The sequence below is a fragment of the Ideonella sp. genome (genome assembly GCF_041914305.1).
In the GTDB taxonomy this organism is placed as follows: Bacteria; Pseudomonadota; Gammaproteobacteria; order Burkholderiales; family Burkholderiaceae_C; genus Ideonella.
Map to the genome: position 1 here is coordinate 313,339 of NZ_JAYSDQ010000003.1, position 25,177 is coordinate 338,515.

General features: G+C 68.6%; 19 protein-coding genes. 4 read left to right on the forward strand and 15 right to left on the reverse strand.

The window, feature by feature from the left end:
• Positions 1–21: 21 nt before the first annotated feature.
• A complete protein-coding gene (locus ACE3SG_RS06125; protein ID WP_374563195.1) occupies positions 22–1,902 on the reverse strand; it encodes an ATP-binding protein in 1,881 nt (626 codons plus the stop codon).
• 108 nt (positions 1,903–2,010) lie between these two features.
• A complete protein-coding gene (locus ACE3SG_RS06130; protein ID WP_374563197.1) occupies positions 2,011–3,345 on the reverse strand; it encodes an NAD(P)/FAD-dependent oxidoreductase in 1,335 nt (444 codons plus the stop codon).
• A 202-nt stretch (positions 3,346–3,547) separates the two neighbouring features.
• On the opposite strand from ACE3SG_RS06130, the gene ACE3SG_RS06135 reads away from it, so the two are divergent.
• A complete protein-coding gene (locus tag ACE3SG_RS06135) occupies positions 3,548–5,512 on the forward strand; it encodes an AAA family ATPase (protein ID WP_374563199.1) in 1,965 nt (654 codons plus the stop codon).
• Positions 5,513–5,562: 50 nt separating this feature from the next.
• On the opposite strand, the gene ACE3SG_RS06140 is transcribed toward ACE3SG_RS06135, so the two are convergent.
• The 7 genes from ACE3SG_RS06140 to ACE3SG_RS06170 all read right to left on the reverse strand — a co-directional run bounded on the left by ACE3SG_RS06140 (position 5,563) and on the right by ACE3SG_RS06170 (position 16,555).
• Positions 5,563–8,973: a hypothetical protein gene (locus ACE3SG_RS06140; RefSeq protein WP_374563201.1), complete on the reverse strand. Its 3,411-nt coding sequence runs from the start codon at positions 8,971–8,973 to the stop codon at positions 5,563–5,565.
• Between the two features lie 201 nt (positions 8,974–9,174).
• Positions 9,175–10,350 (reverse strand): FAD-dependent oxidoreductase, encoded by a 1,176-nt coding sequence (locus tag ACE3SG_RS06145; RefSeq protein WP_374563203.1) that lies wholly within the window; start codon positions 10,348–10,350, stop codon positions 9,175–9,177.
• Between the two features lie 55 nt (positions 10,351–10,405).
• On the reverse strand, positions 10,406–11,737 hold the full coding sequence (locus tag ACE3SG_RS06150; RefSeq protein ID WP_374563205.1) for a GDSL-type esterase/lipase family protein: 1,332 nt from the start codon (positions 11,735–11,737) through the stop codon (positions 10,406–10,408).
• A 106-nt stretch (positions 11,738–11,843) separates the two neighbouring features.
• Positions 11,844–13,178, reverse strand: a complete 1,335-nt coding sequence (locus ACE3SG_RS06155) for a hypothetical protein (RefSeq protein WP_374563207.1) — start codon at positions 13,176–13,178, stop codon at positions 11,844–11,846.
• A 112-nt stretch (positions 13,179–13,290) separates the two neighbouring features.
• A complete protein-coding gene (locus tag ACE3SG_RS06160) occupies positions 13,291–14,475 on the reverse strand; it encodes a tetratricopeptide repeat protein (RefSeq protein WP_374563208.1) in 1,185 nt (394 codons plus the stop codon).
• Between the two features lie 9 nt (positions 14,476–14,484).
• Positions 14,485–16,005 (reverse strand): glycine betaine ABC transporter substrate-binding protein, encoded by a 1,521-nt coding sequence (locus tag ACE3SG_RS06165; RefSeq protein ID WP_374563337.1) that lies wholly within the window; start codon positions 16,003–16,005, stop codon positions 14,485–14,487.
• Between the two features lie 67 nt (positions 16,006–16,072).
• Positions 16,073–16,555, reverse strand: a complete 483-nt coding sequence (locus ACE3SG_RS06170; RefSeq protein WP_374563210.1) for a VOC family protein — start codon at positions 16,553–16,555, stop codon at positions 16,073–16,075.
• A gap of 230 nt (positions 16,556–16,785) precedes the next feature.
• On the opposite strand from ACE3SG_RS06170, the gene ACE3SG_RS06175 reads away from it, so the two are divergent.
• Positions 16,786–18,120, forward strand: coding sequence for an HD-GYP domain-containing protein (locus ACE3SG_RS06175; protein WP_374563212.1), 1,335 nt, complete (start codon positions 16,786–16,788; stop codon positions 18,118–18,120).
• Between the two features lie 41 nt (positions 18,121–18,161).
• On the opposite strand, the gene ACE3SG_RS06180 is transcribed toward ACE3SG_RS06175, so the two are convergent.
• Positions 18,162–18,374 carry a hypothetical protein gene (locus ACE3SG_RS06180; RefSeq protein ID WP_374563215.1) on the reverse strand — a complete coding sequence of 71 codons (213 nt, stop codon included), beginning with the start codon at positions 18,372–18,374 and terminating at the stop codon, positions 18,162–18,164.
• A gap of 314 nt (positions 18,375–18,688) precedes the next feature.
• Between ACE3SG_RS06180 and ACE3SG_RS06185 the strand changes: the two genes are divergently transcribed.
• A complete protein-coding gene (locus ACE3SG_RS06185) occupies positions 18,689–18,907 on the forward strand; it encodes a hypothetical protein (RefSeq protein WP_374563217.1) in 219 nt (72 codons plus the stop codon).
• A 51-nt stretch (positions 18,908–18,958) separates the two neighbouring features.
• Here ACE3SG_RS06185 and ACE3SG_RS06190 read toward each other — a convergent pair whose 3' ends face one another.
• The 5 genes from ACE3SG_RS06190 to ACE3SG_RS06210 form a co-directional block, all read right to left on the reverse strand.
• A complete protein-coding gene (locus tag ACE3SG_RS06190; RefSeq protein WP_374563339.1) occupies positions 18,959–20,653 on the reverse strand; it encodes an ABC transporter ATP-binding protein/permease in 1,695 nt (564 codons plus the stop codon).
• Positions 20,654–20,947: 294 nt separating this feature from the next.
• On the reverse strand, positions 20,948–21,946 hold the full coding sequence (locus ACE3SG_RS06195) for a hypothetical protein (protein WP_374563220.1): 999 nt from the start codon (positions 21,944–21,946) through the stop codon (positions 20,948–20,950).
• 148 nt (positions 21,947–22,094) lie between these two features.
• Positions 22,095–22,526: a group II truncated hemoglobin gene (locus tag ACE3SG_RS06200; protein ID WP_374563222.1), complete on the reverse strand. Its 432-nt coding sequence runs from the start codon at positions 22,524–22,526 to the stop codon at positions 22,095–22,097.
• Positions 22,526–23,347 (reverse strand): MinD/ParA family protein, encoded by an 822-nt coding sequence (locus ACE3SG_RS06205; protein ID WP_374563224.1) that lies wholly within the window; start codon positions 23,345–23,347, stop codon positions 22,526–22,528. The genes ACE3SG_RS06200 and ACE3SG_RS06205 overlap by 1 nt, the downstream gene beginning before the upstream one ends.
• Positions 23,344–24,009 carry a GGDEF domain-containing protein gene (locus ACE3SG_RS06210; RefSeq protein ID WP_374563226.1) on the reverse strand — a complete coding sequence of 222 codons (666 nt, stop codon included), beginning with the start codon at positions 24,007–24,009 and terminating at the stop codon, positions 23,344–23,346. Before ACE3SG_RS06210 ends, ACE3SG_RS06205 begins: the two co-directional genes overlap by 4 nt.
• Before the next feature lie 277 nt (positions 24,010–24,286).
• Between ACE3SG_RS06210 and ACE3SG_RS06215 the strand changes: the two genes are divergently transcribed.
• Complete coding sequence (locus ACE3SG_RS06215; protein WP_374563227.1) at positions 24,287–25,156, forward strand: CheR family methyltransferase; 870 nt, start codon at positions 24,287–24,289, stop codon at positions 25,154–25,156.
• Positions 25,157–25,177 lie beyond the last annotated feature (21 nt).

A 25,177-nucleotide genomic window follows, 5' to 3' on the forward strand; every position in this document is an offset into this window, starting at 1 on the left:
TGCGAGGCCGGGCCCCGCCGCTCACCACTTGGTCGGTGGCGGCATGCCGCGGCCCGTCCAGCGCTCGACCACCGCGGCCAGCAGCGCGGTGCTGATCGGCTTGGTGACGAAGTCGTCCATGCCGGCGTCGATGCAGCGTTGGCGGTCACCGGCCAGCGCATCGGCCGTCAGCGCCACGATCGGCGTGTAGACGCCGCGCAGGGTCTCGGCCTCGCGGATGCGGCGGGTGGCGTCGTAGCCGTCCATGCCCGGCATGTGCAGGTCCATCAGGATCAGGTCGTAGCGGCTGCCGTCGGCGGCCTCGGCGGCGGCGGCACCGTCGTTGACCACCTCGACCTTGCAGCCGAGCTTGGCCAGCATGTTCTCGACCACCATCTGGTTCACCGCATCGTCTTCGACCAGCAGCACGCGCGCGGCCACCTTGTCGGCGTCGGCCGCCGGCTCTGGCATCGGGGCCGGTGCGGCTGGCTCGGCCAACACCGGCGGCTCGGCCGACTTGCGCAGGCTGAGGTCGAACCAGAATGTGGAGCCCTCACCCAGCCGGCTCGTCACGCCGACCTGGCCGTGCATCAGCTCGACCAGATGCTTGACGATCGACAGCCCGAGGCCCGAGCCGCCGTAGCGCCGCGTGCTGGAGGTGTCGGCCTGGGTGAACGACTCGAAGACCAGCTCGAGCTGGTCGCTGGCGATGCCGATGCCGGTGTCGCGCACCGCGAAGCGCAGGTGCACGGTGTCGCCGGTCTCCCCCAGACGGGTGATCTCGAGCAGCACGCTGCCGCGCTCGGTGAACTTGACGGCGTTGTGCAGCAGGTTGACCAGCAGCTGGCGCAGGCGGATCGGGTCGCACTCGACATGGCCGGGCAGGTCGGGCGGCACGTGGCAGGCCAGCTTGACCGGCTTTTCGCGCGCCGCCACGGTCATCAGGTCGACCGCCTCGATCGCCAGCGCGCGCAGGTCCACGGCCGTGGGGTGCAGCACCAACTTGCGGGCCTCGATGCGCGAGAGATCGAGCACGTCGTCGATCAGCGCCAGCAGCACCATCGCCGAGCGGTGCGCCGTCTTGGCATAACGCCGCTGGTCAGGTGACAGCTGTGAACCCAGCAGCAGCTCGGTGGTGCCGAGGATGCCGTTCATCGGCGTGCGGATCTCGTGGCTCACCACCGCCAGGAACTGCGACTTGGCCTGGTTGGCCTGCTCGGCCTGGCGGCGCGCCAGGTCCAGCTCGACCGTCTGCACCTCGAGCGTGCGGGTCTCGTGCTCGAGTTGCTCGACCAGGTCACGCGCCGCATGCACCGCCGTGCGCAGCCGGTCGCGCAGGCGCTCGATCACCAGGCCGGTGAGGGCCAGGTAGGCCCCCAGCAGGTACATCGTGCCGGCGATGGCCAGCCGGTCTGCCCAGCCGGCCAGCGCCGGGTTGACCGCCAGCATGACCAACGAATAGCCGAGGTAGGCGCCGAAGATGACGTGGTTGAAGTACAGCGCGCGCCGAAAGCCGAAGCCCACCTGGTCGGCCACCCGCACCAGCAGAAAGAAGGCGAAGAACAGGTTCGACTGCTCGAAGTAGTACAGGTGGGGCAGCCACACCAGCACGTCGGCGTGGAACAGCAGGTGGCTCAGGTTCAGCTGGCGCCAGCGGTCGTAGCCGAAGCGCAGCACGACCCAGGCGAGCGCGGCGTACAGCAGGCTGATCGAAACCAGCATCGCCAACTGCGGCAGCGGCAGCGCCGCCGGGTTGCGCGCGTGCTGCAGCACCGCCATCACGGCGACGATGCCGAAGCCCACCGCGCGCACGGCGGGGATCTGGACGGTGTACAGACGCCGCGCGTTCTCAGCCTTGCGAGCGCCCAGCAGCGCAGCGTCGAGCGTGAAGCTGGACTCGAAGGGGGCTTCGGGCGCGTCCAAGTCGACTCATCTGCCAGGTGGTCGGCCGATGGTACGCCAACGCCTTCATCGGCGCCGGTCCCTCGCATGCGTGACGGCCGCGCATGGCCGCCACGCTTCAAACATGCCCTACAGGCGCTGCAGCGCCGCCGCCGGCGGGGTGCGGGCTTCGTCCCACAGGTCGCGTGCCTGCATCCACCAGTACGCCGCCTGCGTGGCCGCGCGCCCCAGCGGGCCACCGGCCCAGCGCAGCGGAAACGCCTGGTAGCGGCGCCACTCGTCGTCGCCCTCGGTGATCGCATTGGCCAGCAAGATCGCGCCGGCGGCGGTCTGCCCGACACCGTGGCCGCCATAGGCCGACGACATCCACAGCCCCGGCTCCAGCTGGCCGATGAAGGGCATCTTGTGCACCGCGTAGCCCATGATGCCGGGCCAGGCGAAGGCGATCTTGACCTCGCCGTGCGCACGCAGCTGCGGAAAGACGGCCAGGATGTGGCGCCGCATCAGCCGGCGCAGGCCGCGCGGCTCGCGCGTGTCGGTGGTGATGCGGCCGCCCCAGAGCAGGCGGTCGCCATCGACCACGCGAAAGTAGTCGCACGCGCGCCGGGTGTCGGTGATGGCGCCGGGCCAGCGCACGCACTCGCGCAAGGCCGGCCCCAGCGGCTCGGTCACCGCCACGTAGGTGGCCACCGGCAGCACCGAGCACGACAAGCCACCGTGCAGCGGCCCCAGGTCGGCGTTGCCGGCCAGCACCAGCTCGGGCGCCTCGACGCTGCCCTTGGCGGTGCGCGCCGTCCACAGGCCGCCCTGGCGATGGATCGACTGCACCGCACTGCCTTCGAAGACCTGGCCGCTGCGGCGCGCAATGTCGGCCGCCAGTGCGAGCGCAAAGTTCAGCGGGTGGATCTGGAACGAATCGGGGTCGTGCACTGCCTGGTGGTAGCGCGGCGTGGCCAGCACCGACTGCACCTGCGCGGCGGACCAGGGCTCGAACCGCGCCCCCAGCGCCTGCGCCAACGCCGTCACCTGCTCGGCAAAGGCCGGGCCCTGCGCGGTGCGGCAGCAGGTGAGCTGGCCACGGCCCATCAGCAGGTCGGGCCGCTGCAGCTCGTCGATCGTCGACTCGACCAGCCGCACGCCGGCCTGGCTGTGGGCGAACAGCGCGCGGGCAGCGGCCGGGCCGAGCTGTTGCAGCAGCGCGGCCGAGCTTTCGGCGAAACCCGCGCTGACGAAGCCGCCGTTGCGGCCCGAGGCGCCCCAGCCCACGCGCTGGCGCTCGAGCACCACCACCCGCCGGCCCCGGGCGACCAGCTGGCGCGCCAAGTGCAGGCCGGCGAACCCGCCGCCCACGATGGCCACATCCGCCTGCTGGCGGCCCTTGAGCACCGGCCAGGCTTCGCCATGGGTGCGCGTGGCGGCGTACCAGCTGGCCGGGTAGTGGGCGATCAGGGATGACGGAGGCATGGCCCGAATTCTCGGGCCCGCGGGGCCGAATTTTCTTCGGCGCCCGCTGCCACGGCGGCGCCCTGGAGCATTCAGCGTGCCTGGGCATGGCCGCGAGCGGCCGGGATAGTGGCCGTCCAGGCCCGTTCATCCGGCGACCACCCTTGGCGGCCCACCCGCACACTGGCTGACATCGCGATCCACGCCCTGGCCCTTTGTCCCCATGACTCTCTGGCAGAAATTTCTGAAGCACGGCCGTGCCCACCCCCGCACCGCGCTGGCCCTGGCCGCCGCCGTGCTGTCGCTGGCCGGCATGGTGTGGCTGTGGCAACACGCCAGCGCCGAAGCCGAATCGCGCAAAGACCCCGCCGCGCAACCTTTCGAGGCCGACCCCGATGCCTGGCTGAGCCGGCCGCGCTCGGTGTCCGACTTCATGCAGGCGGCCAACCAGGGCCAGCTGGCCGCAGTCGGCCTGGCCAACGGCAAGTCCGGCTTGGTGCTGTACACGATGAAGAACGGCGACAAGGCCAGCACCCAGGTGCCGGGCTGTTCGGCGCTGGGCTGCGCCGGCACCGCGCTGGACCGGCTGGGCGAGCGCAGCGCCGCGGCCGGCTTTGCGCTGGTCGGCGTCGAGATCGACGGCCGCACGCAGAGCCAGCGTGCGCTCGGCGCGATCGAGGCCGGCGTGCCCACCGTGCTGCTGGTGCTGCTGCTCGGCGGCGGCCTGCTGATGATGGCCCGGCTGCAGACCAACGCCGGCAACAGCGCCACGACGATCGCCACGCGCCCCGAGACCCGCTTTGCCGACGCGATCGGCAACGACGAGGCCAAGGCCGCGCTGAACCGCGTGAAGGCCTTTCTGCACGACCCGGCGCAGTACGCCAAGCTGGGCGCTGCGGCGCCGCGCGGCGTGTTGCTGGTCGGCCCACCCGGCACCGGCAAGACACTGCTGGCCAAGGCGCTGGCCGGCGAGAGCAAGGCCCACTTCATCGCGGTCGACGGCTCGTACTTCACCGCCACCTACTACGGCGCAGGCGTGGCCAAGGTCAAGGCGCTGTTCAAGCTGGCGCGTAAGCAGGCGCCCTGCGTGCTGTTCATCGACGAGGTCGACGGCATCGGCAAGCGGGCCCAGGGTGGCCCGGGTGGCGGCGCCGAATCGGAGATGAACCGCATCATCAACCGCGTGCTGGTCGAGATGGACGGCTTCGACGCGATGGACAACGTGGTGGTGGTCGCCGCGACCAACCACGAAGACAACATCGACGAGGCACTGCGCCGCCCCGGCCGCTTCGACATGCTGGTGCGGCTGAACAAGCCGACGCTGCCCGAGCGCGAGGCGCTGTTCGCGCTGTATCTCAACAAGGTCAGGCACGACGGCCGCGCCGATTGCGCCGCGCTGGCCCGCATGGCCACCGGCCTGTCGCCGGCCGAGATCGCCAACGTCGTCAACAAGGCCGCCTCGACCGCCGCCGAGCAAGGCGCCGACAGCGTGACCGCCGACCACCTGGTGCGCGCGGTCGAGACCCAGCTGCTGGGTGGCGACGTGTCGCCGCTCAAAGACCTGCTGACCGCCGGCACGCGCGATCGCCTGGCCTTCCACGAGGCCGGCCATGCCCTGGTGGGCCACTGGACCGGCGCCGGCCGGATCGAACGCGTGACGATCGAGCCGCGTGGCCCGGGCCTGGGCGTGACCTACATGACGCGCGAGACCGAAGACCCGCTCTTCGCGCAAGGCGAGCTGGTCAGCCGGCTGGCGATGATGCTGGGTGGCCGCGAGGCCGAGCTGATGGTGCTGGGCAGCGTGTCGTCCGGTGCGTCGGACGACTTGAAGCGCGCGTCCGAGCTGGCGATCCAGATGGTCGGCCAGCTGGGCTTCTCGGAGACCTTCGGCCTGCTCAGCATCGCTGGCGTGCCGAAAGAGCTGCTGGGCCCGGACGTGCAAGCCGGCGTGCTGAACGAAGCCCGCTCGCTGCTCGAACAGGCCCAGGCCACCTGCCGCGCGGTGCTGACGACACAGCGCCAGCGGCTCGACGCGATGGCCCAGGCGCTGCTGAGCACCGAAGTCCTGTCGGGCGATGCGCTGACGGCGCTGCTGGGTGAACGCGCGGCCCCACAGGGCGAACGCACGGCACGGCTCGGTGCGCCGGTCAAGCAGACCCTGCGCGCCGAGGAACCGATGCCGGCCTGATTACTCTTGCAGCGTGAGCATCCGCCCCGCCGCTGCCCGGCTTGGCACGCTTATGGAATGACCACCGCCTGGCCGGCAGAATCAACGATGGGTCGACCATCGAGGTAGTACAGGGTGTCCGTTTCGGACCGAACGATTGGCATCAGCTTCGTCAGTTCCCCCCCGGTGCCCGGCCACTCGGCGATCTGACGACGACAGGCGACCACTTGCAGCGCCTTAGGCAGCCAGGTGGCTGCACCGTAGCTTCGCAGGCCATTCCCCCACAGATCTCTGCCTTCATAGGACGAATCCACGAAGTCGGCAGACCTGAAGACCACCGAGCCGTCAGCTTGAACGAATGCGCCGCCGGTCAATGACCGCGCCGGGCCCACCGAAGACGTGAGGTTGGTCGCTGCGCTGACCTTGGCCTCAGACGTGTCGCTGATCCCTCGCACCACGTAGGAGGTGCTTTCGACGGTTCCCCACCCTCGCAGGTTGGTCGCGTCGGTGGCCATGGACGCGTCACGTTCAGCAAAGACGGGCGTGGGCCCGACGAAGTTCGAATACGTCGGCGAGCCAGCCATGTCGAATTGGACGGACTGGGTCTGGAAGAAGTCATGCCAGCCCGTCTGGTTGAGCACCGGGTCGCCGACCTGTCCTTTCGAATTCGAACCTTCGCCGTAGATCGCGCCGTTTGCCTTTGTCAGCACGAGGTGTTCGGCACCGGCACTGATCGCCTGAAATACGCCGGGCAACTTCGCTTCGTGGACGATGTCCGATGCATTGAGCGCGCGATCCAGTTGCGCCGGCATCGCGAGCCGATGAACAGAGCCGTCCTCGGTAAGCACATACAACAGAACCGCCGCCGGTTTGCTGTCGGCACTCGCTCGGTATACCAAGGCGGCTGCGGTCGCCCTGCCGGCGGTCGGCTGGACGATTGGCGTCACGGCACGCGCCGGGTCGTACAGGTCCTGCAAGCGGATGACGAGCAACTCTCCGAACGAGATCGCGGCCACGTACTGCGTCTCGTTGCTCACTGTCTGGCTCTGCGAGAGATCGGTCAATCCGGTCAAAAAAGGTACCTGGCGCGCCGTTGCGGCAGAGATGAAACCAGTGCGACCGATGTCATCACGAATCACGTCGTAGTCAAGAAGATGGCCAGCCGACGAAATGGCACGGAACTGGACAGTGATTCCGTGGGGACCCCACGGATATGCCAACAAGCGCTTGGCAACCGTCGCCGCACGGCCGATTGTCACGAGGCGAGACGCCGTGACGTCGCGTCCACTCGCAGCATCACGGGCCGTCGCCGTCACCGTCGCCCACGACTCACTCGCGCTGGACGGCGCGGCAACGATCGTAAGAACGTTGCCGTTGCCTGCAAGCCGCTGGTTGTTCGAAGTGAGCGTCGCGTCGCCGACCTCCTGGTCGAATTGGCGCCCCAGCTTCGAGTACCGGCCAATCACCTTGACTGTGGTCCCGCTAGGGCCAGGCTCGACGAAGTCGAAGTTGCCGGGCAATGTGATCGACGACAGCATCGGCTCCACCCATGCGATGGCCACGTCCAGATTGGCCTCCAATGCCTTCGTCACTGGGCGATCGTTGGCATCGCGATAGGTGTAGTTCAGCGACGCGGTGATCTTGACCTGCTGTGATTGCGTCGGCTTCTGTGCATACTCCCCGGCGCGGAACGATGCAGCGCCAACCGACTGCAGCATGGCGCTGTCGGCCGACACCCAGGTCGCGGTCGTTTCGTCCTGGCTGTCATCAGAATAGGTGATGAATGCCTGGTAGGTCGCAGTCGCTCCCTCGGTCAGCTCAACCGCACCATGAATGACCAGCGCTGTGGGCTCCTTGATCAGGGGCTTCACGGTCAGGGCGGTGCTCGTCACCACCGGCCCGTCGCTGTTGCCGCCATAGCTTGCCGTAACGAGAAACTGGTCGGGCGCGCGCGCCGTCTGATCTGCGTCCGGCGGAAGATAGAACGCGGCCGAACTCAGGTACCCGGTCTGCGAGATGGCAACGGCAATGCGGCCCTGAATCCCGCCCGTTTGGCGAACGCTCCAGTCGGGCGAGACCGTCGATTGAGTGCCGTCGTTCCAGTGCGCAACCGCAATCAGGTCGGCCGTCGCACCGGCCAGCAGCGTCGTGCCGCCAGTGAATCCGTTGATTTCCAAAGAAGTCACCACGCGGACGAACTTGGTGACGGTGATGTCTTGGGTCGATGCGACAGTCACGCCTTGGGACGTGAAACTGCTGCGCACCTCGATGGGTTGATCGACCGTCGGTGCACCGGCGAAGAGATGACCATCAGTACCCAGTTGCCGCACGGCCGATGCATCACCCGACCACGTCCAGGTGGCGCTGGGGGTTGTGATGGTTCCATCCGACCAGTGGACCTTGGCGGCCAGTGCCACATCGGCGTTGGCTGCCACGGTCCCCGTGTCGGCACCGGTGATCTCCAGGGACACGGGCCTCAACAAGGGCACCACGTTCAACGTGATTTCGCTTGTCAGCGTTTGAGTGCCGTCAAACCATTGAGCGCGCACGGGGATCTTTGTCGCCGCCGTCACGGCCGGCGCCACGAACTTCCCATTGGCATCGATTTGCCCGTCGCCGAGCATAGTCCAGGTAACCGGCACGACTTGGACCGCATTGTTGGTGAACGTGGCCTGTGCGGTGAGTTGCGTAGCCGAGCCTGCCGCCACGTCGGCCGTCGAGCCCAATATGGCCAGTTGCTTTCCACTCGCCCCTGCAGTGTCACCGCGTGACACCACGGCAGCGACGCCGGCAGCCACATCGGTCTGCGTGGCCAGTTCGATCCCCTCGGCGCTGATCGACATGCGGATGGGGTAAAGATCCAACAAGCGATCAACTGCATCGCCAACCGTCAGCCGCGTCGCATATGGGTCGTAGGACGGCGCAGAACCGGGCTTCGAACCGGGCAAGCCTGACACAAACGCCGGCATCAATCGACCAAGAGCCACTGCGCCGGCGTCGTGCAACGCAGTGCCGGTCAGCGCGGACTTGAACAGGCTCGGCGACGCATAGAGCGCGGCGGGGCCCTTCAGATTGTTCTGCGCCGCCAGCCTCATCAGGCTGACATGCGTCATTGGCGTAACGTTGACGCGCCCGGCAGCAGCAGCCGCCGAGTACAAAACCGTCTTGCCGTCACCGCTCGTCGCCTTGAGCACGAAGGGCGCCACCAGGCCGGTCGCGCTGACACTGAACTCCCCGCTCGTTCCGGAAATGGGTGTCGAAACGATGCGTCCAGCGCTGTCTTCAATGCTGACCGTTCCATCCATCGCTGCGCCCTGCGCTGCGATGCCATAGATCAACGGCGTATCGGGCGTGGTCGGCGGTCCCTCACCGCCGCCGCCACCACCGCAAGCCACCAGCGCGACGCTGGCTGAAGCGGCCAGAACAAGATCAAGTACCTTGCGAGCGCAGAAGCGCAACCCACAATATGCTGCTTTGGTCATCGTGGAGCGCGGTGCTTGAGCCCGCGTCGATCGTGTTGACGGCATGGCGCCGCCCACTTCACAAAGCAGTCGACTCCCCCCAAGCAAGATGTTAACCGCGCACCGCCAGGCTGCCACGCAGGTGCTGGGCGCCGTTCTGCCCAAAAGATGCAGTACCGCCCTCCGTGTCTTTCTGCTCGACCGTGACAGTTGTCGAGAAGGTCAGCCGAACAACTGCGCCAGCCGCCCCACCGCCGCTTCGGACAAGGCGCGGTCGGGCGTCGTGTCGTCGTTGCCGTAGTCGTGCTCGCCCTGTGCCTGCACCAGCAACCCTTCGCGGCGCGACACCATCACCAGGTTGTGGCCGCGGTAGATCAGGTTGTAGTGGACCTCGGGCTGCGGGACGAGCCGCGCCGTCTGGCCGCGCACCGGCACGATCGATTCGTCGCCGAACAACGCGCGCGCACCGTAGCCGGTGGCGTTGACGACCACCCGCTCTTTCAGCGCCACGAACTGGCGCGGGTGCGAGAACTCGCGCTGCTCGATCTCGCCGCCTTCGCGCAGGAAATCGTCGAACAACAGGCGCGAGTAGGTCGCCAGGTTGTAGGTCATCTGGCTGTAGCGGCGCACGTGCGGCACACGAAACGGGTGCTCGTGCGGCAGCAGCACCTGCGAGCGCGGCCAGAGTTCGCGGATACGGGACTCCAGGTCCGGGTAGTCGGGCTCGTGGTCTTCGATCGCCGGCGGCGGCAAGGGCTGGTCGAACGGCAGGTCGGACAGCAGGTAACCGTCGTGCCACGCCACCGGGTCACCCGGCAGCCCGAGCAGGCTTTGGTAGACCTTGAACGACGCGCGTGCCATCGCCTCCCAGCGCTGGGTGAATTCGGGGGTCGCATGCGCTTCGGTGCAGATGCGCGAGTCGGGTGACCACACGCCGGTGGCGGCCGACGAGCGCACCTCGGGCGGCCGCTCTTTCGCGTAGATGCGCACCCGCAGCCCGGCCCGTTGTGCCACGCGTGCGGTGGTCAGCCCGATCGCGCCGCAGCCGATGACCGCCACGTGCTTCTCGCGCGCGGCCTGAATCATCGGCAGCGCCAGCTTCGCCGAGCCCCACGAGAGCGACCAGCCACTGCCGCCGTGGCCGTAGTTGTGGACGATGGTCTTGCCATGGCGCCGCTCCGCCTCGATGCGCGGGCCTTGCGGCCTGAACGGCCGGGTGCAGACCGAGATGTCGATCAGGCGGTCTGGCCGCGCCCGCACGGCCGCCAATGGCGCCGGCGCCGCGAACGCGGGCCGCTCGCCGGCTACCGGCGCCGTATCGCCGTCGGCCCGGGCGGCGCCGAGCGGTGACAGGCTGGCCAGCGCAGCACCGCTGCGCAAGAAATGACGACGTTGCATGGAAACACCGGGATCGGAAGCGGCGCGCATTATCGCGGCGGCCCCGCCGGGCCCACTACGGCGTGGGCGCGCCGAACACCTCGAGCTCGCGGTACGGCGTGGGGCTGTCGATGCCGATGAAGCCGAACTGGCGCAGCGGCGGCTGCGTGAAGCGGAACTGGACCTTTGCCACCCGCGTGGCCAGCGGCGCGCCGCCGGTGCGCGTCAGCGTGATCTGCGACGCGCGCTCGGCCACGTTGACGAGCACGTGGTGAAAGTCACCGAGCTGGGTGAAGGTGTCGGGTGCGTCGACCGACGACCACCACACCTCGTAAGACTGGTGCGAGCGCTCGTCGCCGTTGGCGGCCGTGGGCAGGCCGGCGGCGCTGCGGATGCGGGTGAGGTCGTAGCCATTCGGGGCCTGCGCCGTGGCCAGCGTGAACGTGGTCGTCGAGAGGTAGTCCTGGTCGTTGGAGAAGGCGCCCAGTGAGCCGTCGTTGAGCAGGGCCGGCGCATGGCTGCCGCTGTAGCCGCTGGTCTGCACGCCGGCCAGGCTGGGCGAGCCGGCGCGCAGGAGGTTGGCCTGCGGCGACCACGGCGTCGACGAGGTGGTGCTGAAGCGGTCGGCCTGGTGCAGGCCCCAGAAGCGGCCCGGGTCGGGGTTCTTCGGCACCACGCCCAGCGCCATCAGCGCCTGGAACCACTGCTCGGCCATCACCGCGTAGCCTTCGGCGCCGGGGTGGATGCCGTCGGGGTTCGGGTGCGCCAGCATCGGCGTGTACAGGTCGACCAGCGACACCCGGTGGCCCAGCGCCTGGTGCCGCTCGACCAGCGCCGGGATCTTCGCGTTCAGCGCGCGGATGTAGGCCTGCGTGGTCTCGGTGGCCGGCGCGTTGGCCGGGATGATCTGCGCCACGACGATGTAGATCTCGGGGTTGAAGGCGACGATGCGCGAGACCAGGTCGTCGAGCCGGTCGACCACGCCGGGAAAGCCGGTCTTCGGGTTGCCGTAGAAGTAGTAGTTCTGCTGTGCGTCGTTGGTGCCGGCGTGAATGGTCACGACCGCCGGGTCCCAGGCCTTCAGCCGTGTCTCCAGCGGCGGCGCATTCCAGAAGCCCTTGCCCGAGGTGATCTGCTCGATGCGGTAGGCCGAGTAGCCGTCTTCGTCGTGGTCGACGACATCCACCGGGTCGCTCTGGCGCATGTTGCGCGAGCCGACGAAGTTGGGCATGCCCCAGGCGGCGGTCAGCTTGTCGAACAGCGGCTTGCGAAAGCCGCCGGTGCCGTCGCCGCCTTCGGTGATCGAATCACCGATGGGCATGATGCGCAGCGGCGCCGGCTGGCTGCGCTGGGACCAGGCGGGCAACGAAATCAGCAGCGCCAGCGCCGCAGCCAAGACACGATGCATCGGGAAGCTCCTCGCAAGCGAAGGCCCGATCGTGCCAGAGTCGCCGCCGGGCGGTCGCCCGCAGGTGCCGGCGTGGTGGCCGCTTCAGGTGCCACCCACTCGCGGGTCAGGGCTTTCGTCTCGTCGGCGGTGGCGCCGGCGCCGGTGTGCCGCCGGCCGGGCAGGTGGTGGTGAACACCCGCTGGTCGAGCACCGCGCGCACGAAAGGCACCAGCTCGGCGTAGGCCGCCTCGACGTTGTCCTTGCCCACGTCCACGCAGCGGGTGATGCGCTGCGGCACGCCGCGGTCGGCGTAGGCCTGCGCAAAGTACTGGCTGTAGTTCGGGTCGTGCAGGTCGAACATCGGCCGCGGCCCGTCGCCGGCGGGCGGGCATTTCGGCAGCTGGTCGATGTCGTAGACCGGCGGCGTGCTGGCGTCGTTGTCGTCGTCGAACTCCTGGTAGGCGCGGTTGCGGTTGCTGCTTTCGTAGCACTGCGGCTGGATGCTGCGGCCGTCGGGCTCCAGCGCCAGCGGCTGCTCGTAGGCCATGTGCACCGGCACCAGCGTGTCCAGCGCCGCGTTGCGGGCCAGCTGCACTGCGCTGCCAGGGATGTTGCGCGCCAGGTCGATGATCACGTCGGGCGCGTCCTGGTGGTACCAGTAGCGGTAGGGCTCGCCGTCGGGGCCGGTGCCCTTGACGAAGACCGGGCCGATCTCGGCTTCGAGGTAGGTCGTCTGCGCCTGCACCACGTAGGCCCCGCGCACGCTCGACGAGCGCGAGCGCCAGTCGGTGAACTCGTTTTGCGCGGGCTCGTTCAGCAGCGCGTTCAGCAGTGCCGCCGAGCCCCGGGATTGGCCGACGAGGAAGATCTTGCCGGCGTCGATGCCGAAGGTGCGGCGGTAGAACTTCAGCCAGCGCACCGCGGTGGCGATGTCGTTGCTGGGCAGCGCGGCGGTGGTGGGCGCAGGCCAGTCGGGCTTGTCATGGCCCGGTGGGCGCTTGACGATGAAGCTGCTCAGCGGGTGCCGCGATTCGAGCGATGCCAGTGCGTAGCCGGCCTCCAGCACCTTCACCAGCAAGGCGTTGTACAGCGTCGAGTCGGCGGCGATCTCTTCGTTCTGGCCGTTCGGATGGGCGTACAGCACCAGCGGGGTCGACTCGCCGAGCGGGATGTCGGCGCGGCGGTAGTAGTCGAGCCGGCGCGTCAGCGTCTGCGTGCCGGCGTCCCAGTCGTTGCCTTCGGCCCATTCGGTCCAGCTCAGCGCCGGGCCGCCGTAGCAGTAGTCGTCCCACTTGAAGTAGGCGAAGTCGCCCCGGCTGCCATGGACCAGGACCGGCGGCACCGCCGGCAACTGTGCCGGCAAGGGGTCGCAGCTGGCCCCGGCCCGGGCCGCCAAAGGCAGGCACAAGACCAGCACCACGCCGCGCAGCCACGCGCCCGCTTGCCACGATCGAGACATGTCGCACCCCCAACACCAGCGCCGGCCCTCGTTGCGGGGCCGCGGACACGGCGGCGATTCTGCCGCCGAAAGATGGCGATGGAATGCGCGCCGCCTGGGCCGGGCGGCGCAGTCAGCGCGCCGGGGCGCCCGCGGCCGCCAGCCGCTGCAGCTTCATCGCATAGGCGGCCTGCTGCTGCCGGGTGGTGCTGTTCTGCTCGGCCTCGTGCAGGTGCCTGAGCGCCTGTTCGCGCTCGCCCAGGCGCAGGCAGGCCAGCGCCATCCAGTAGTGAAATTCGTGGAAGTCGTTCGACAGCGCCAGCGCGCGCTCGAACTGCTCGCGGGCCTGCGCGTAGTCGCCGCTTTCGTAGGCCCGAAGACCCCGGTTGAAGCTGGCGAACGGTGACTTCGCGCGCAGCCGCGCCAGTTGCTGGTCGACGCTGCCGGCCTCGGCCTCACGCCCTTGGCGGTGCAACAGCAAGGCCAGGTTGCCCAGGGCTTGCGGATGCTCGCTGCGCTGGGCCAGCGCGGCCCGCAACGCGGCCTCGGCCGGCTGGGGCAGGCCGTGGCGCATGTAGACCACACCGAGCGTGTTGTACAGGTCGGCAAAACGCCGGTCTTCGACGATCGCGGCGCGGACCCACCAGTAGGCGTCGTCCCGGCGGCCACGGGCCAGCGCCTCGGCGGCCTTGTTGTTGAGGTACATCGCGACGATGCGCTCTTCGGCCACCGGCAGCGCCCGCTGGCGCTGGATGTCGGCCTGCGGCAGGAAATCGACCGTCCACCAATCGGGGCTGTGCTCGACCGTGCGCACCACCGGCACGCGCTTGCCGATCGAGACATTGACGTGGCCGACGAACAGCGCGAGGTCACCATCGCGGCCCCAGCTGTCGTCGATCTGCACGGCCTGGTAGCGCACCGCCAGCCCCAGCGCCTTGGCAAACGCGCCGGTCATGATCGCCAGCGACAGGCAGTTGCCGGCCCGCGCATCGAAGGCCTCGGCCGCGTTGCGGGTGAACTCGGCGTCGTAGTCCAACGCGAGCCGCTGGCTCGAGTACAGCGCGTCGATCAGCCCACGCTGCAGGCCATGAAGCTGGACCTGATCGTCGATCTCGTGCGCCAGGTAGCGGCGCATCTCGGCGCTGAGCGCAAAGACCTGGGCGGGCTCGACCGGCCGGCTCGGCGGCGCGAAGGCCGAGTCGACGAACAACGAGGCGCCGCCCGGCGCGGCCACCGGCAGCGGCGCGCAAGCGGCCAGGCCAATGATGGCCAGCGCCGTGGTGATCAGCGTGGCGCATCGTTGGCGCAGCGTGTTCATGGTCGTCTCCTAAACCTCGGCCAGGCGGCTGCGCCGCAGCCAGCGCTCGGCCAGGCCGAAGCTGGCTTCGAACAGCAGCGCCAATGCCGCAGCCGGCAGCGCACCGGCCAGCAGCAAGGCCTTGTCGTTCAGCGCCAGGCCGGTGACGATGCGCTCGCCGAAGCCGCCGGCGCCGATGAAGGCGGCGATCGTCGCGGTGCCGACCGAGATCGTGGTGGCCGTGCGCACGCCGGCCACGATGACCGGCAGCGCCAGCGGCAGCTCGACCACCCGCAGTTGCTGGCCGCGGCGCAGGCCCAGCGCCTGGCCCGCCAGCTTCAGCCCAGCCGGCACCTCGGCCAGGCCGGTGCAGGTGTTGCGCATGATCGGCAGCAGCGCATACAAGGTCAACGCCACCAGCGCCGGCACGGTGCCGATGCGGCCGAGCCACGAGATCAGCACCGCGAGCAGCGCCAGCGAGGGCACGGTCTGCAGCAGCCCTGTCGCCCCCAGCACGGCAGACCGCGCGCCGGCATGCGAGGCCACCGCCACCGCCAGCGGCACGCCGATCAGCACCGCCAGCAGCACCGCGGCGGCCACCAGGCCCAGGTGCTGGGCCGCCAGGCGCGACAGATCGGGGCCCCAGAGCTTGGACCAGACGCCGGTGTCGACCGGCGCACTCGTCGCCCTGCGCTGCGCCAGGTGGTCACGCGCGATCACGTCGAACGCCGCGCCCTGCAGCTCGGCGCGCGCGTTCATCGCGATCATCTGCGCCTCGCCGATGCGGCCCTCCAGCCCTTGCAGTGCGGCCCACGCCGCCGGGAACCGCTGCGGCACGTCGAGCCGGTACAGCAGCACCGCGTCATAACGCGGGAAGTGGCCGGCGTCGTCTTCGAGCACACGCAGGCCGAGGTGGCCGATCTTCGCGTCGGTGGTGTAGATGTCGATCACGTCGACCTGGCCGCCGGCGATGGCGTCGTAGGCCAGGCCATGGTCCAGCCCCGCCGGCTGCTGCGCCAGGTGGTAGCGCTCGGCCAGGCCCTGCCAGCCGTCGGCCCGGCCGATGAACTCGTTGCTCAGGCCCAGGCGCAATGCGGGTTGTGCGGCGAGGTCGCTCAGCTTGCGCACGCCCAGCCGCGCGGCGGTGTCTTCGCGCATCGCCAATGCATAACCGTCGTTGAAGCCCAGCCGCACGGCGACGCCCAGGCCCAGGGGCTTCAGTTGCTCGCGCATCGCCGCCAGCGTCATCGCACCGGGGCTTTTCAGGATCTCCAGCCCGATCGTGCCGGTGTACTCGGGGTAGAGGTCGATGCTGCCGGCGCGCAGCGCCTCGTAGACGATCGCGGTGTTGCCCAGCCCCTGCTTCACCTCGACCGCCGCGTGCGGCGCGGCGGTCTGCGCCAGCACCTGGGCCAGGATGTACGACTCGGTGAACCGCTTCGAGCCGATGCGCAGCGTGTCGCCGGCCGCGTGGGCAACGGTGCTGCCGAGCAGCCCCACCACCACGCAGGCCGCCACGACGAGAAAGGGCCGGAGCCGGCGAGCAAACATCATCATCGACATCATGCTCGCCAGCTTCGGCCAAGCGCGCGGCCGGGTCAATCCCGGCGCCGGGGCGTCAGCCGCCGCAGCCGGCGCCGTGCTGCGCCATCGCGGTCTGGAAGCGCTCCTTCAATTGCGCCGAGCTCAGGTCTTCCTTGTGCGTGGCGATCATCCAGCTGTGGCCGAACGGGTCGATCACGCCACCGGCGCGGTCGCCCCAGAACTGGTCCATCAGCGGCATCGTCGGCTTCGCGCCGGCGTCGAGCGCCCGCTGCACGATCTTGTCGCAATCGGGCACGTAGAAGGTCACCGCGGTCGACGTGCCGCCCACGCTCATCGGGCTCAATGCGCCCATCTGCGGCCGCTCTTCGGTCAGCATGAAGCTGGCCGGGCCGACCTGCAGCTGGCAGTGCACGACCGCACCGGTCGGGTCGTCCAGCCGCTCGACGATCTCGGCGCCGAAAACGCGCTGGTAGAAAGCGATCGCGTCGCTCGCGCCGCGGATCGTCAGGTAGGGGATCGCGCCGATCGCCGGCGGTACGGGGGTGGCTTTGCTCATGTTCGCTCGCTCCTGTCGTTGAATGGGTCGAAGCGCCGTGGCGCCTCATCATCACGACGAAGCTGGCATGGCGGAATCGACAGGCGGCACGCGCCGCGGATGTAACAGAGGCCACACGCATGGCGCCCGCGCGACAAAGGGGCGCCGCATCGTGCTGTACCGCCAGGGGGCCCCCGGCTAAGATCAAGCCCAGAGCCCGCCATGCCACGGGCCAGGGAGCCCAGCCGCCTGTGAACGAGACCGTCGAAGACCCCGGTCAAGTCAACCCGCACTATCTGGACCATGTGGTCGCCACCACGGCCCACCACGCGGTCGAGGTGACGGAAGACATCGTCACCGGCAATGGCATCAAGCTGATGGCCAAAGGCGCGCGCATCGACCCGGCCATGCGCGAGCGCCTGCTGCAGCACAAGCTGCAAAAGCCGCTCGAAGACTGCGTGCAGGTCGTTGGCGGCGTGGTGCCCGAGCGCTTCGGCCCGATCGCCAACGCCCTGCTGACCGAATACCCGCTGGTGGCCACGCTGTGCCAGCCCGAGGGCACGGCGCAGCCGATCCCGGCATCGTTGATGCGGCTGAAGTTGTCGGCACCGGTGCAGTCGCTGTTGACCGTCTACAGCGAGTACCAGGGCGACCGGCTGCGCCACACCGTGGGCGTGGCGATGCTGGCGATGGCGCTGGGGCGCAAGCTGGTGCCGGGCGACATCGACCGGCACCGTCTGCTGGCACTGGCCGGCCTGCTGCACGACGTGGGCGAGCTGTACATCGACCCGCAGCACCTCAAGCGCGGCACCCGGCTGGCGCCCGAGCAGTGGCGCCACATCGTCAGCCACCCGGTCATCGGCCAGCGCGTGCTGAAAGACATGGAGGGCGCGGGCGCCGCGATCGCCAACGCCGTTTTGCTGCACCACGAGCGGCTCGACGGTTTCGGCTACCCGCGCGGTGTGGCCGGCGGCGCGCTGTCGCTGGACGGCCAGATCCTCGGTGCGGCCGAGTGGCTGATGGCGCTGCTCGAATCGGGCCTGATGCCGCTGGCGCGTGCCAGCGTGGCCACCCGCATCATCCCGGGCGAGTTCAGCCCCGAGCTGGTGCAGGCCATCAGCGACGCGGCGGCCCGCAGCGACCCGAGCCAGGGCGGTGCGCCGACGCCGATGGAAGACGCGGTGCCGCGCGTGGCCCGCATTGCCGCGACGATGCGCCGTTTCGCGCAGCACCGGGGCTGGATCGAAGAGCAGATCGGCAGGTCGCGCGGCGAATTGCAGCGCGCATTGGCCTCAGGGCTGGACCGCATGCAGCGCCTGCAGACCGCGTTCTCGAGCACTGGGCTCGATGCGGCCGACCCCGAGGTGCTGCTGCGCGAACTCGCCGCGCTGCACGACCCGCAGATCCACCAGGAGGTGATCACGATCGTGCGCGAGATCGAGTGGCGCCTGCGCTCGCTGGAGCGCGAATCGCTGTTGCGCAGCGGCCTGCTCAAGCCCGAGGAAGACGCGGTGATGCACGAGCTGATCGGACGCCTGACGGGCAAGGTGGCACCGGCCGCCGGTGCCCCGCCCGCGGCGGGCTGAGGCCTTGGCCGTTCTGGCCGGCGCAACGGCCGCCACCGGCGTCAGTGCCAGGCCTGCCGGACGGCCGGGCAGCTGAACTCGCGACCGATCGCCGAGCGGGCGAAGAAGTAGTTGGCCCGGGCCCGGTCGCTCAGGCGATCCAGGTCGACCCGGCCAGCGCGGTCGCACGGAAACGACAAGCCGCGGCCTTCGTCGAACAGGTTGGCAAACCGCAGCTCGTACTGGTCGGCGTTGTGAGGCAGGCGGGTCGACATGGCGGGGCTCCTTGCGAGGCGCCGTCGCCATGAGCGGCGGCGGTGGAGTTCGGTCCGGGTCTCGATGAACGTGGTCATCGATAGGTCGTGTTTCGGTGCGGCTTCCTTACTGGGCGACGACCCCACGCGCTCACCAGCGCCACCACGGTCGCGCGTCTGTGCGTTAGGTCACACCGGAAATGAACATTTGCTGACGAATGTTGAATGATTCTGTAAGCCAAGAACGGCAAGCTGTGTGCCTGTCGACCAGCCCTCAAAAGAGCGGCTTTCCAGACCGCCTTCACACCGGTCGACAGCTTTGCCGGAGGGATGTTGTGCTTACTCGCCTCAGTGTTTCGACCGATGGTGACGACCACCAGTTTGAGCTGCGCTTCGCCTCGTTGTTCGACAAGGGCCGCGCGCTGGCCTTCCCGTGTGACAGCACCGGCCGCGTCAACCTCGACCAATTGAGCGACCGCGCTCGTAACAACTATTTTCTGGCGCGCTCGGCCATCGGCCGCGAGTTCGCCTGCCCCGACGTGCGACGACGGTAAACGTCAGCCGCGCTGCACACTCGGGGCGCAGCGGAGCCGGTGCCCGCGAGGTCAGCCGTCGAATTCGTAACCTTCGGCGTCGTGCACTTCCCAGGCGCCGCCGCCGGTGAGCTTGAGCACCTGGCTGTGGTAGCGCAGCACCGCCGCGCGGTGGGCCACGCTGATCAGCGTGGCGCCACTGTCGCGAAGGCGTTTGTACAGCGACGCCTCGCTGGCACTGTCGAGCGCGCTGGTGGCCTCATCGAGGATCACCACCTGCGGCGCGCGCACCAGCACCCGCGCAAAGGCCAGCCGCTGCTGCTCGCCGACCGACAGCAGCTTCTCCCAGTCGTGCACCGCGTCGAGCCCGCCGACGCGCTCGGCCAGGTCTTCCAGCCGCACCTGCTGCAGGATCTCGAGCAATCGTTGTTCGCCCAGCCCGGTGTCGTTGCTGGGGTAGATGAGTTGGCTGCGCAGCGTGCCGTGCTGCAGGTAAGGCCGCTGCGGCAAAAAGAACACCTGGTCCATCGGCGGGTGCTGCACCACGCCCGAGCCGGTGTGCCACAGCCCGGCGATCGCGCGCAGCAGCGAGCTCTTGCCGCAGCCGCTGACACCGGTGATCAACAGGCCCTCGCCGGGCTTCAGGGCGAGGCTCAGCTCCTTGACCAGCAGCCGCTCGGCCTGAGGCGTGTACAGCGTGACCGCGTCGAGCTTGAAGCTGTCGCCCTCACGGCTCTCGATCCACGGCAGCTCGGTCGCCGGCTCGGCAGCGCCTGGCTCTTTCAGCACCAGCTCGGACAAGGCATGCAAGCGCCCGATGCCGGCAACGAAACGGCTCAGGCTTTCGAAGTTGTCGACGATCAGCGCGACCGCGCCCAGCACCGCGGTGAAGGCGCCCGCGGCCTGCACGGCCCGCCCCACTTCGAGCTGGCCTGACAGCACCCCATCGGCCAGGATCACGCTGGGCACCACCAGCGTCAGCTGGCTGAACCCACGCTGGAACAGGTTCAGAGAACGCTGCTTCTTGATCAGCTTGGCGTAGTTGGCGAACACCGCATCGAAGCGACGCTCGATCTGCTTTCGCTCTTGCGGCTCGCCGCGGTAGAAGGCAATCGACTCGGCGTTCTCACGCACCCGCATCAGGCCGAAGCGGAAGTCGGCCTCGCGCCGCAGTTGCCAGAAATTCAGCTGGATCAGCGGCGAGCCGAAGACCCACAGCGCCACCACCGTGCCGACCGTGGCGTAGACCGCCAGAAACGCGACCAGCGTGTGCGAGATCGACCACAGCACCGCGCTGAAGGCCACCAGCTGCATGCCCGAGCCGAGAAAGATCAGCAGGAAGTGGATCGAACGGCCTGTGAAACTGTTGATGTCTTCGCTGATGCGTTGGTCAGGGTTGTCGATGTCGCCGCTGTTGTTCAGCTCGTAGTACTTGCGACCGCTCAGGTAACCGTCGAGAAAGCGGCCGGTCAGCCAGCGCCTCCAGTGGTTGGAGAACGCATCGCGCATGTAGTAGTAGAAGGCGTAGATCGGCACCGCGAACACCAGCACCATCAAGCACGCCCGCACATTGCTCCAGAAGCGCGGGCCGTCCTTGGCCGACAGCGCCGAGGTCATCTCGCCGGCCTGGTTGTTGAGCATCACCGCGAACTGGGTCTCGCCCAGCATCAGCACGATCAGCAGCGCCAGCAGGCCCCAAGCCGCTTTGCGTTGGTCGCCCAGCCAGTAGGGCTTGGCCACGCTGATGAACTGGCGCCACGCCGCCATCGACAAGCCGGGCGGGCGGCGCAAGCGCAAACGCGGCCGCACAGGCGGCGGCGGCGAGGCCGAGGGGGCGTTGGTCGCCGGTACCGCAGGAGTGGGAATGGGCATCGGAACGCCTTGTGACGGCCCTCGCATCTGGCGACATCGCCAGGGGCATCGTAAGGTCGGGCGCGCGGGGCCGGTGTCGGACGAGACGCCTGCGGTTTGTCCGATGTCAAGCGCAGAGCCGGCGCTGAGCGCAAAAAAGCCGGCCAGCCTGACGAGACTTGGCCGGCTTTTGAATCGAACCGCGAAACGTCAGGGCACCAGCTTGATCGTCGTCGAGGGAAAGTATGTGCTGAAGTCGGTTTGACCACCGAAGACTGTGCTGTACCAACTCTTGCTGTTGCCTGCAAAGTCCACCACCATCACCGACTGAAGAACGTAGTCGCCCGGCTGGTTCATGTCCTGCGAGACACGCGTCCCGAGCCGCAGGTTTGCACGGGACGCCAGTGGGTCCGTCTCGCTGCTGTTGCTCATCGTGGAGATGCAGGCGGAACTATCGATCGTGCAGAAGACGGCGCTCGCGTACTGGACACCCGACACTGCCGAGTTGCCCGCATCTGTCGCGCTGACGGCCACTTGCACGAAAGCCGGGTCGTATTCAGTTCCAGCATGAGGAATCGACAGGTCGACGCGAGGCGTCACTATCTTGCCGCTGACGAGGGTGGGCGGCGTGGTATCGAATCCCTTCTTGTTCTTGACGGTGAAGCTGACCTTGCCGAGCGTGGCCAGCGTCGCTCCATCGATGTTCTGGCCGTTGCCTGCAAAGTCTTCGATGTAGGCGCCGATGAAGGTGTAGACGCCGGGCTCCAGGAAGGCCGGGATGCCATGGGAATGCATTTTCCCGCCGAACTTGGTCAGTGGCACGAACTCCGCGAAGCTGACATCGACCATCTGGCCGCTCGGGCCGTAGGCCCAGGCATTCACCCAGCCAACGCCCGACATGTCGTCCGTTGCCTTGAATGAAACGCTCAGCGCGCTGCCCGGCACGCCGACGTCCACCAGGGCCATAGCGTCGAAGGCAGTGAGCGTGGGAGGAAGCTTGTCCAGCGTGCCGGCAGTCTGCTGAAAAGTCGAAGCCCGCCTCGCGCTCGCGCGGGCGGCGATCTGAGCGCGGATGTGTGGTGGCACGGCCTGCAGGCCGGCACCAGCGACATTGGCCGACTGAGCCGCCGGCGTAGCCTGGGCCCAGATGCATAGACCGGCGGCGAGCAGCGCTCCCGTCAGCGCGCTGCGAAGTAACTTGGAATGCATGTTGATAGAGCTTTCTTCTGATGAAGCGGGGATCCACGACGCGCCCAGCCCCCCATTTCACCGGCCATGGACGCCGCCGCTTTGTATCCCAACAAAGAAAGCGAATCACCAACAAATTGGTGAGCCGCGAGGCACCGGGCAGTTGGCTTCAACCCGCCCTATTGCGCATCCAGTCCGCCGTGTCGAACAGCGACTTCTCCAGCCGCTCGCGCAGCGCGGGCTCGACGTTGCATTCGGCCATCGCTTGGTACATGCAGGCCAGCCACTGGTCGCGCTCGATCTGGCCGATCGAGAACGGCAGGTGGCGGGCGCGCAGGCGCGGGTGGCCGAAGCGTTCGATGTAGTGGCTCGGGCCGCCGAGCCAGCCGCAGAGGAACCAGAAGAGCTTCTGCCGTGCGCTGTGCAGGTCGGAGCCGTGCACGCCGCGCAGCACCGCGTAGGCGGGTTCCAGGTCCATCAGGTCGTAGAACCGGTCGACCAGCGCTTGCACGCCGGGCTCGCCGCCGAGGCGGTCGAACGGCGTCGGGCCCGCCGGGGGCGCGTCGTCTTCGGCGTCGCGCGTGTTGTCGGCGCCGCTCATCAGGCCACGAGCCGGGTGGCCGCGGCCACCACGCCTTGGGCGGCCAGGCAGCCAGGAAAGGCTTCGAGCAGCAGCTGGCGCCGGGTCACGGCCTCGCGCACCGTCTTGTCGGTGCCGACCTCGCCGAGAAATTCGAGCTTGACCGGCGACTCGAGCCCCGGTGTCACATAGCGGTCGACCACCTGCTGCAGCTGGCCGCGGATGGTGCGGCCGTCGCCCGGGCGGGTGACCTGGTTGACCAGCAGGCGGATGTCGCGCCGGTGCTGCGTGGTGGCCAGCACCTTGATCGTCGCGTAGGCATCGGTCAGCGCGGTGGGCTCGGGCGTGGTGACGACCAGCACCTCGTCGGCCAGCGAAACGGTGTAGAGCACCACGTCCGAGATGCCGGCGCCGGTGTCGAGCAGGATGCGGTCGAACTGCGGCCGCACCTTGGCCACCACGTCGACCAGCAGGTCGCGCACCTCGGGCGTCAGGCGCGAATACTCGACCATGCCCGAGCCGGCCAACAGCACATGAAAGCCGCCGGGCGCGGGCACGATGGCCTGGTCGAGCGTGTTCTTGCCGGTGAAGACATCGTGCAGCGTGATCTTGGGGAACAGGTTCAGCACCACGTCGAGGTTGGCCAGGCCCAGGTCGGCGTCGAGCACCAACACGCGCTCGCCCTGGCGGGCCAGCGCCGCGGCCAGGTTGGCCGACAGAAAGGTCTTGCCGACGCCACCCTTGCCGCTCGTGATGGCGGTGATGCGCGCACGCTTGGGCGATGACGACGCTGGCGGTGCGGCGGCGCCCGCCGCGTCAGGCCGGCTGGCAGCGGTGTTCATTCAAATTCCCCGAAATTCGACGTGCCAAAGAGCAGACCCTTTTCTTCGGGGCTGACCAGCGAGACGGGCGTGGGCTCGAGGCAGGTGCGGTTGCGCCCTTCGGCCTTGGCCCGGTAGAGCTGCAGGTCGGCCCGCTCTTTCCACAAGGTGGCGGTGGAGCGCACCCATTGCGGCGCGTAGGCGCCCCCCACGCTGACCGTAACGCCCAGGGTTTGCGACGGGCCGATCTTGACGGACTTGGCCTCGATGCGCAGCCGCACCCGGTCGGCCACCGTCTGGCCGAAGGCCGGCGCGCAGTTGGGCAGGATGATGGCGAACTCTTCGCCGCCGATGCGGGCCGGCAAGTCCATCGGCCGCACGGTCTCGCGCAGCACGTCGGCCACCGCCTGGATGACGAGGTCGCCCACGGCGTGGCCGTGGGTGTCGTTGACGCGCTTGAAATGGTCGATGTCCAGCAGCAGCAGCAAGGCCGGCTCGCCGGATCGGGCGACGCGGTCGATCTCTCGGCCCAGCGCCGCCTCGAAGCTGCGGCGGTTGGCCAGGCCGGTCAGCGCGTCGCGGCTGGACAGGTCGCACAGCGCGTCGATCAGCCCTTGCAGCCACGCCACGCTGCCCGGCGCGCCCGGCGGCAACGGGTGCCCCGACTGCTGCAGCAATTGCATCGCCTGCTCGACGCGCAGAGTCGGCCGATCGGCTGCTGGAGGGGGGGTGGGGGCGCTCACGCGGCGTGAAATATGAAGCAAGCCTGGGAGGTTTGGCGCAGTCTAGCAGTGCGGGTTTGGGCCGCAGCTGCCGAAATAGCTGGGGGAACCGGGCTCAACTCCAGCCGCTGTTTTGGTCTGGCGTGGGCAGACTTGCCGAGGTGTCCCCCGCCCTGCCCGTGGTCCGACGCCGGATCGCGAGGCCATCGTTCAACGTAGCCGCTGCCCGTACAACAAGATGAGCTCATTGCTTGACGCCCCCAGCCGCCCCGGCGATATCGACGCCATCGACCAGGAGTTCACCTTCGCGGCGGCCGATTTCGAGCGGGTGCGCAAGCTCATCTACCAGCGCGCCGGCATCAGCCTGCACGACGGCAAGCGGGCCATGGTCTACAGCCGGCTGTCGCGCCGCCTGCGCGAAACCGGGCACCGCAGCTTCAAGGACTACCTGCAGTGGCTCGAAGGCGCCAGCGGCCTGGCCGGCGACCAGGAGTGGCAGGAGTTCATCAACTGCCTGACCACGAACCTGACCTCGTTCTTCCGCGAGGAACACCACTTCCACGCGTTTGCCGACGCGTTGCGCGGCCTGAACGCCACCGTGCGCAACCCGCGCATCTGGTGCAACGCCGCGTCGACCGGCGAAGAGCCCTACTCGATCACGATGGTGCTCAGCGAGGTGCTGGGCGCCAGCACCGGCGCCCGCCTGCTGGCCACCGACATCGACACCAAGGTGCTGGCCACCGGCCAGCGCGGCGTCTACCCGGCCGATTCGCGCGGCCTGTCGCCCGAGCGGCTGAAGAAGCATTTCATGCGCGGCACCGGCGCTAACGCGGGGTTCATCCGCGTGAAGCCCGAGCTGACCAAGATGATCGACTTCAAGCCGTTCAACCTGATGAGCACCCACTGGGCCATGGGCGAGCCCTTCGACATGGTGTTCTGCCGCAACGTGATGATCTATTTCGACCACGCCACCCAGCGCAAGGTGCTGGAGCGCATCCATGGCGTGATGAAACCGGGCGGCCTGTTGTTCGTCGGCCATTCCGAGAACTTCACCGACTCACGCGACCTGTTTCACCTGCAGGGCAAGACGATCTACAAGCGGGTGTAGCCCGGCGCCACTGCCAGCGCC

Excerpts from the sequence above, each read along its gene's own strand:
- ACE3SG_RS06145 (WP_374563203.1), bottom strand. The coding sequence starts at position 10,350 with ATGCAACGTCGTCATTTCTTGCGCAGCGGTGCTGCGCTGGCCAGCCTG.
- ACE3SG_RS06155 (WP_374563207.1), bottom strand. The coding sequence starts at position 13,178 with ATGTCTCGATCGTGGCAAGCGGGCGCGTGGCTGCGCGGCGTGGTGCTG.
- ACE3SG_RS06150 (WP_374563205.1), bottom strand. The coding sequence starts at position 11,737 with ATGCATCGTGTCTTGGCTGCGGCGCTGGCGCTGCTGATTTCGTTGCCC.
- ACE3SG_RS06135 (WP_374563199.1), top strand. The coding sequence starts at position 3,548 with ATGACTCTCTGGCAGAAATTTCTGAAGCACGGCCGTGCCCACCCCCGC.
- ACE3SG_RS06140 (WP_374563201.1), bottom strand. The coding sequence starts at position 8,973 with ATGACCAAAGCAGCATATTGTGGGTTGCGCTTCTGCGCTCGCAAGGTA.
- ACE3SG_RS06130 (WP_374563197.1), bottom strand. The coding sequence starts at position 3,345 with ATGCCTCCGTCATCCCTGATCGCCCACTACCCGGCCAGCTGGTACGCC.
- ACE3SG_RS06165 (WP_374563337.1), bottom strand. The coding sequence starts at position 16,005 with ATGTTTGCTCGCCGGCTCCGGCCCTTTCTCGTCGTGGCGGCCTGCGTG.
- ACE3SG_RS06210 (WP_374563226.1), bottom strand. The coding sequence starts at position 24,009 with ATGCAATTGCTGCAGCAGTCGGGGCACCCGTTGCCGCCGGGCGCGCCG.
- ACE3SG_RS06180 (WP_374563215.1), bottom strand. The coding sequence starts at position 18,374 with ATGTCGACCCGCCTGCCTCACAACGCCGACCAGTACGAGCTGCGGTTT.
- ACE3SG_RS06195 (WP_374563220.1), bottom strand. The coding sequence starts at position 21,946 with ATGCATTCCAAGTTACTTCGCAGCGCGCTGACGGGAGCGCTGCTCGCC.
- ACE3SG_RS06215 (WP_374563227.1), top strand. The coding sequence starts at position 24,287 with ATGAGCTCATTGCTTGACGCCCCCAGCCGCCCCGGCGATATCGACGCC.
- ACE3SG_RS06160 (WP_374563208.1), bottom strand. The coding sequence starts at position 14,475 with ATGAACACGCTGCGCCAACGATGCGCCACGCTGATCACCACGGCGCTG.
- ACE3SG_RS06170 (WP_374563210.1), bottom strand. The coding sequence starts at position 16,555 with ATGAGCAAAGCCACCCCCGTACCGCCGGCGATCGGCGCGATCCCCTAC.
- ACE3SG_RS06205 (WP_374563224.1), bottom strand. The coding sequence starts at position 23,347 with ATGAACACCGCTGCCAGCCGGCCTGACGCGGCGGGCGCCGCCGCACCG.
- ACE3SG_RS06190 (WP_374563339.1), bottom strand. The coding sequence starts at position 20,653 with ATGGCGGCGTGGCGCCAGTTCATCAGCGTGGCCAAGCCCTACTGGCTG.
- ACE3SG_RS06200 (WP_374563222.1), bottom strand. The coding sequence starts at position 22,526 with ATGAGCGGCGCCGACAACACGCGCGACGCCGAAGACGACGCGCCCCCG.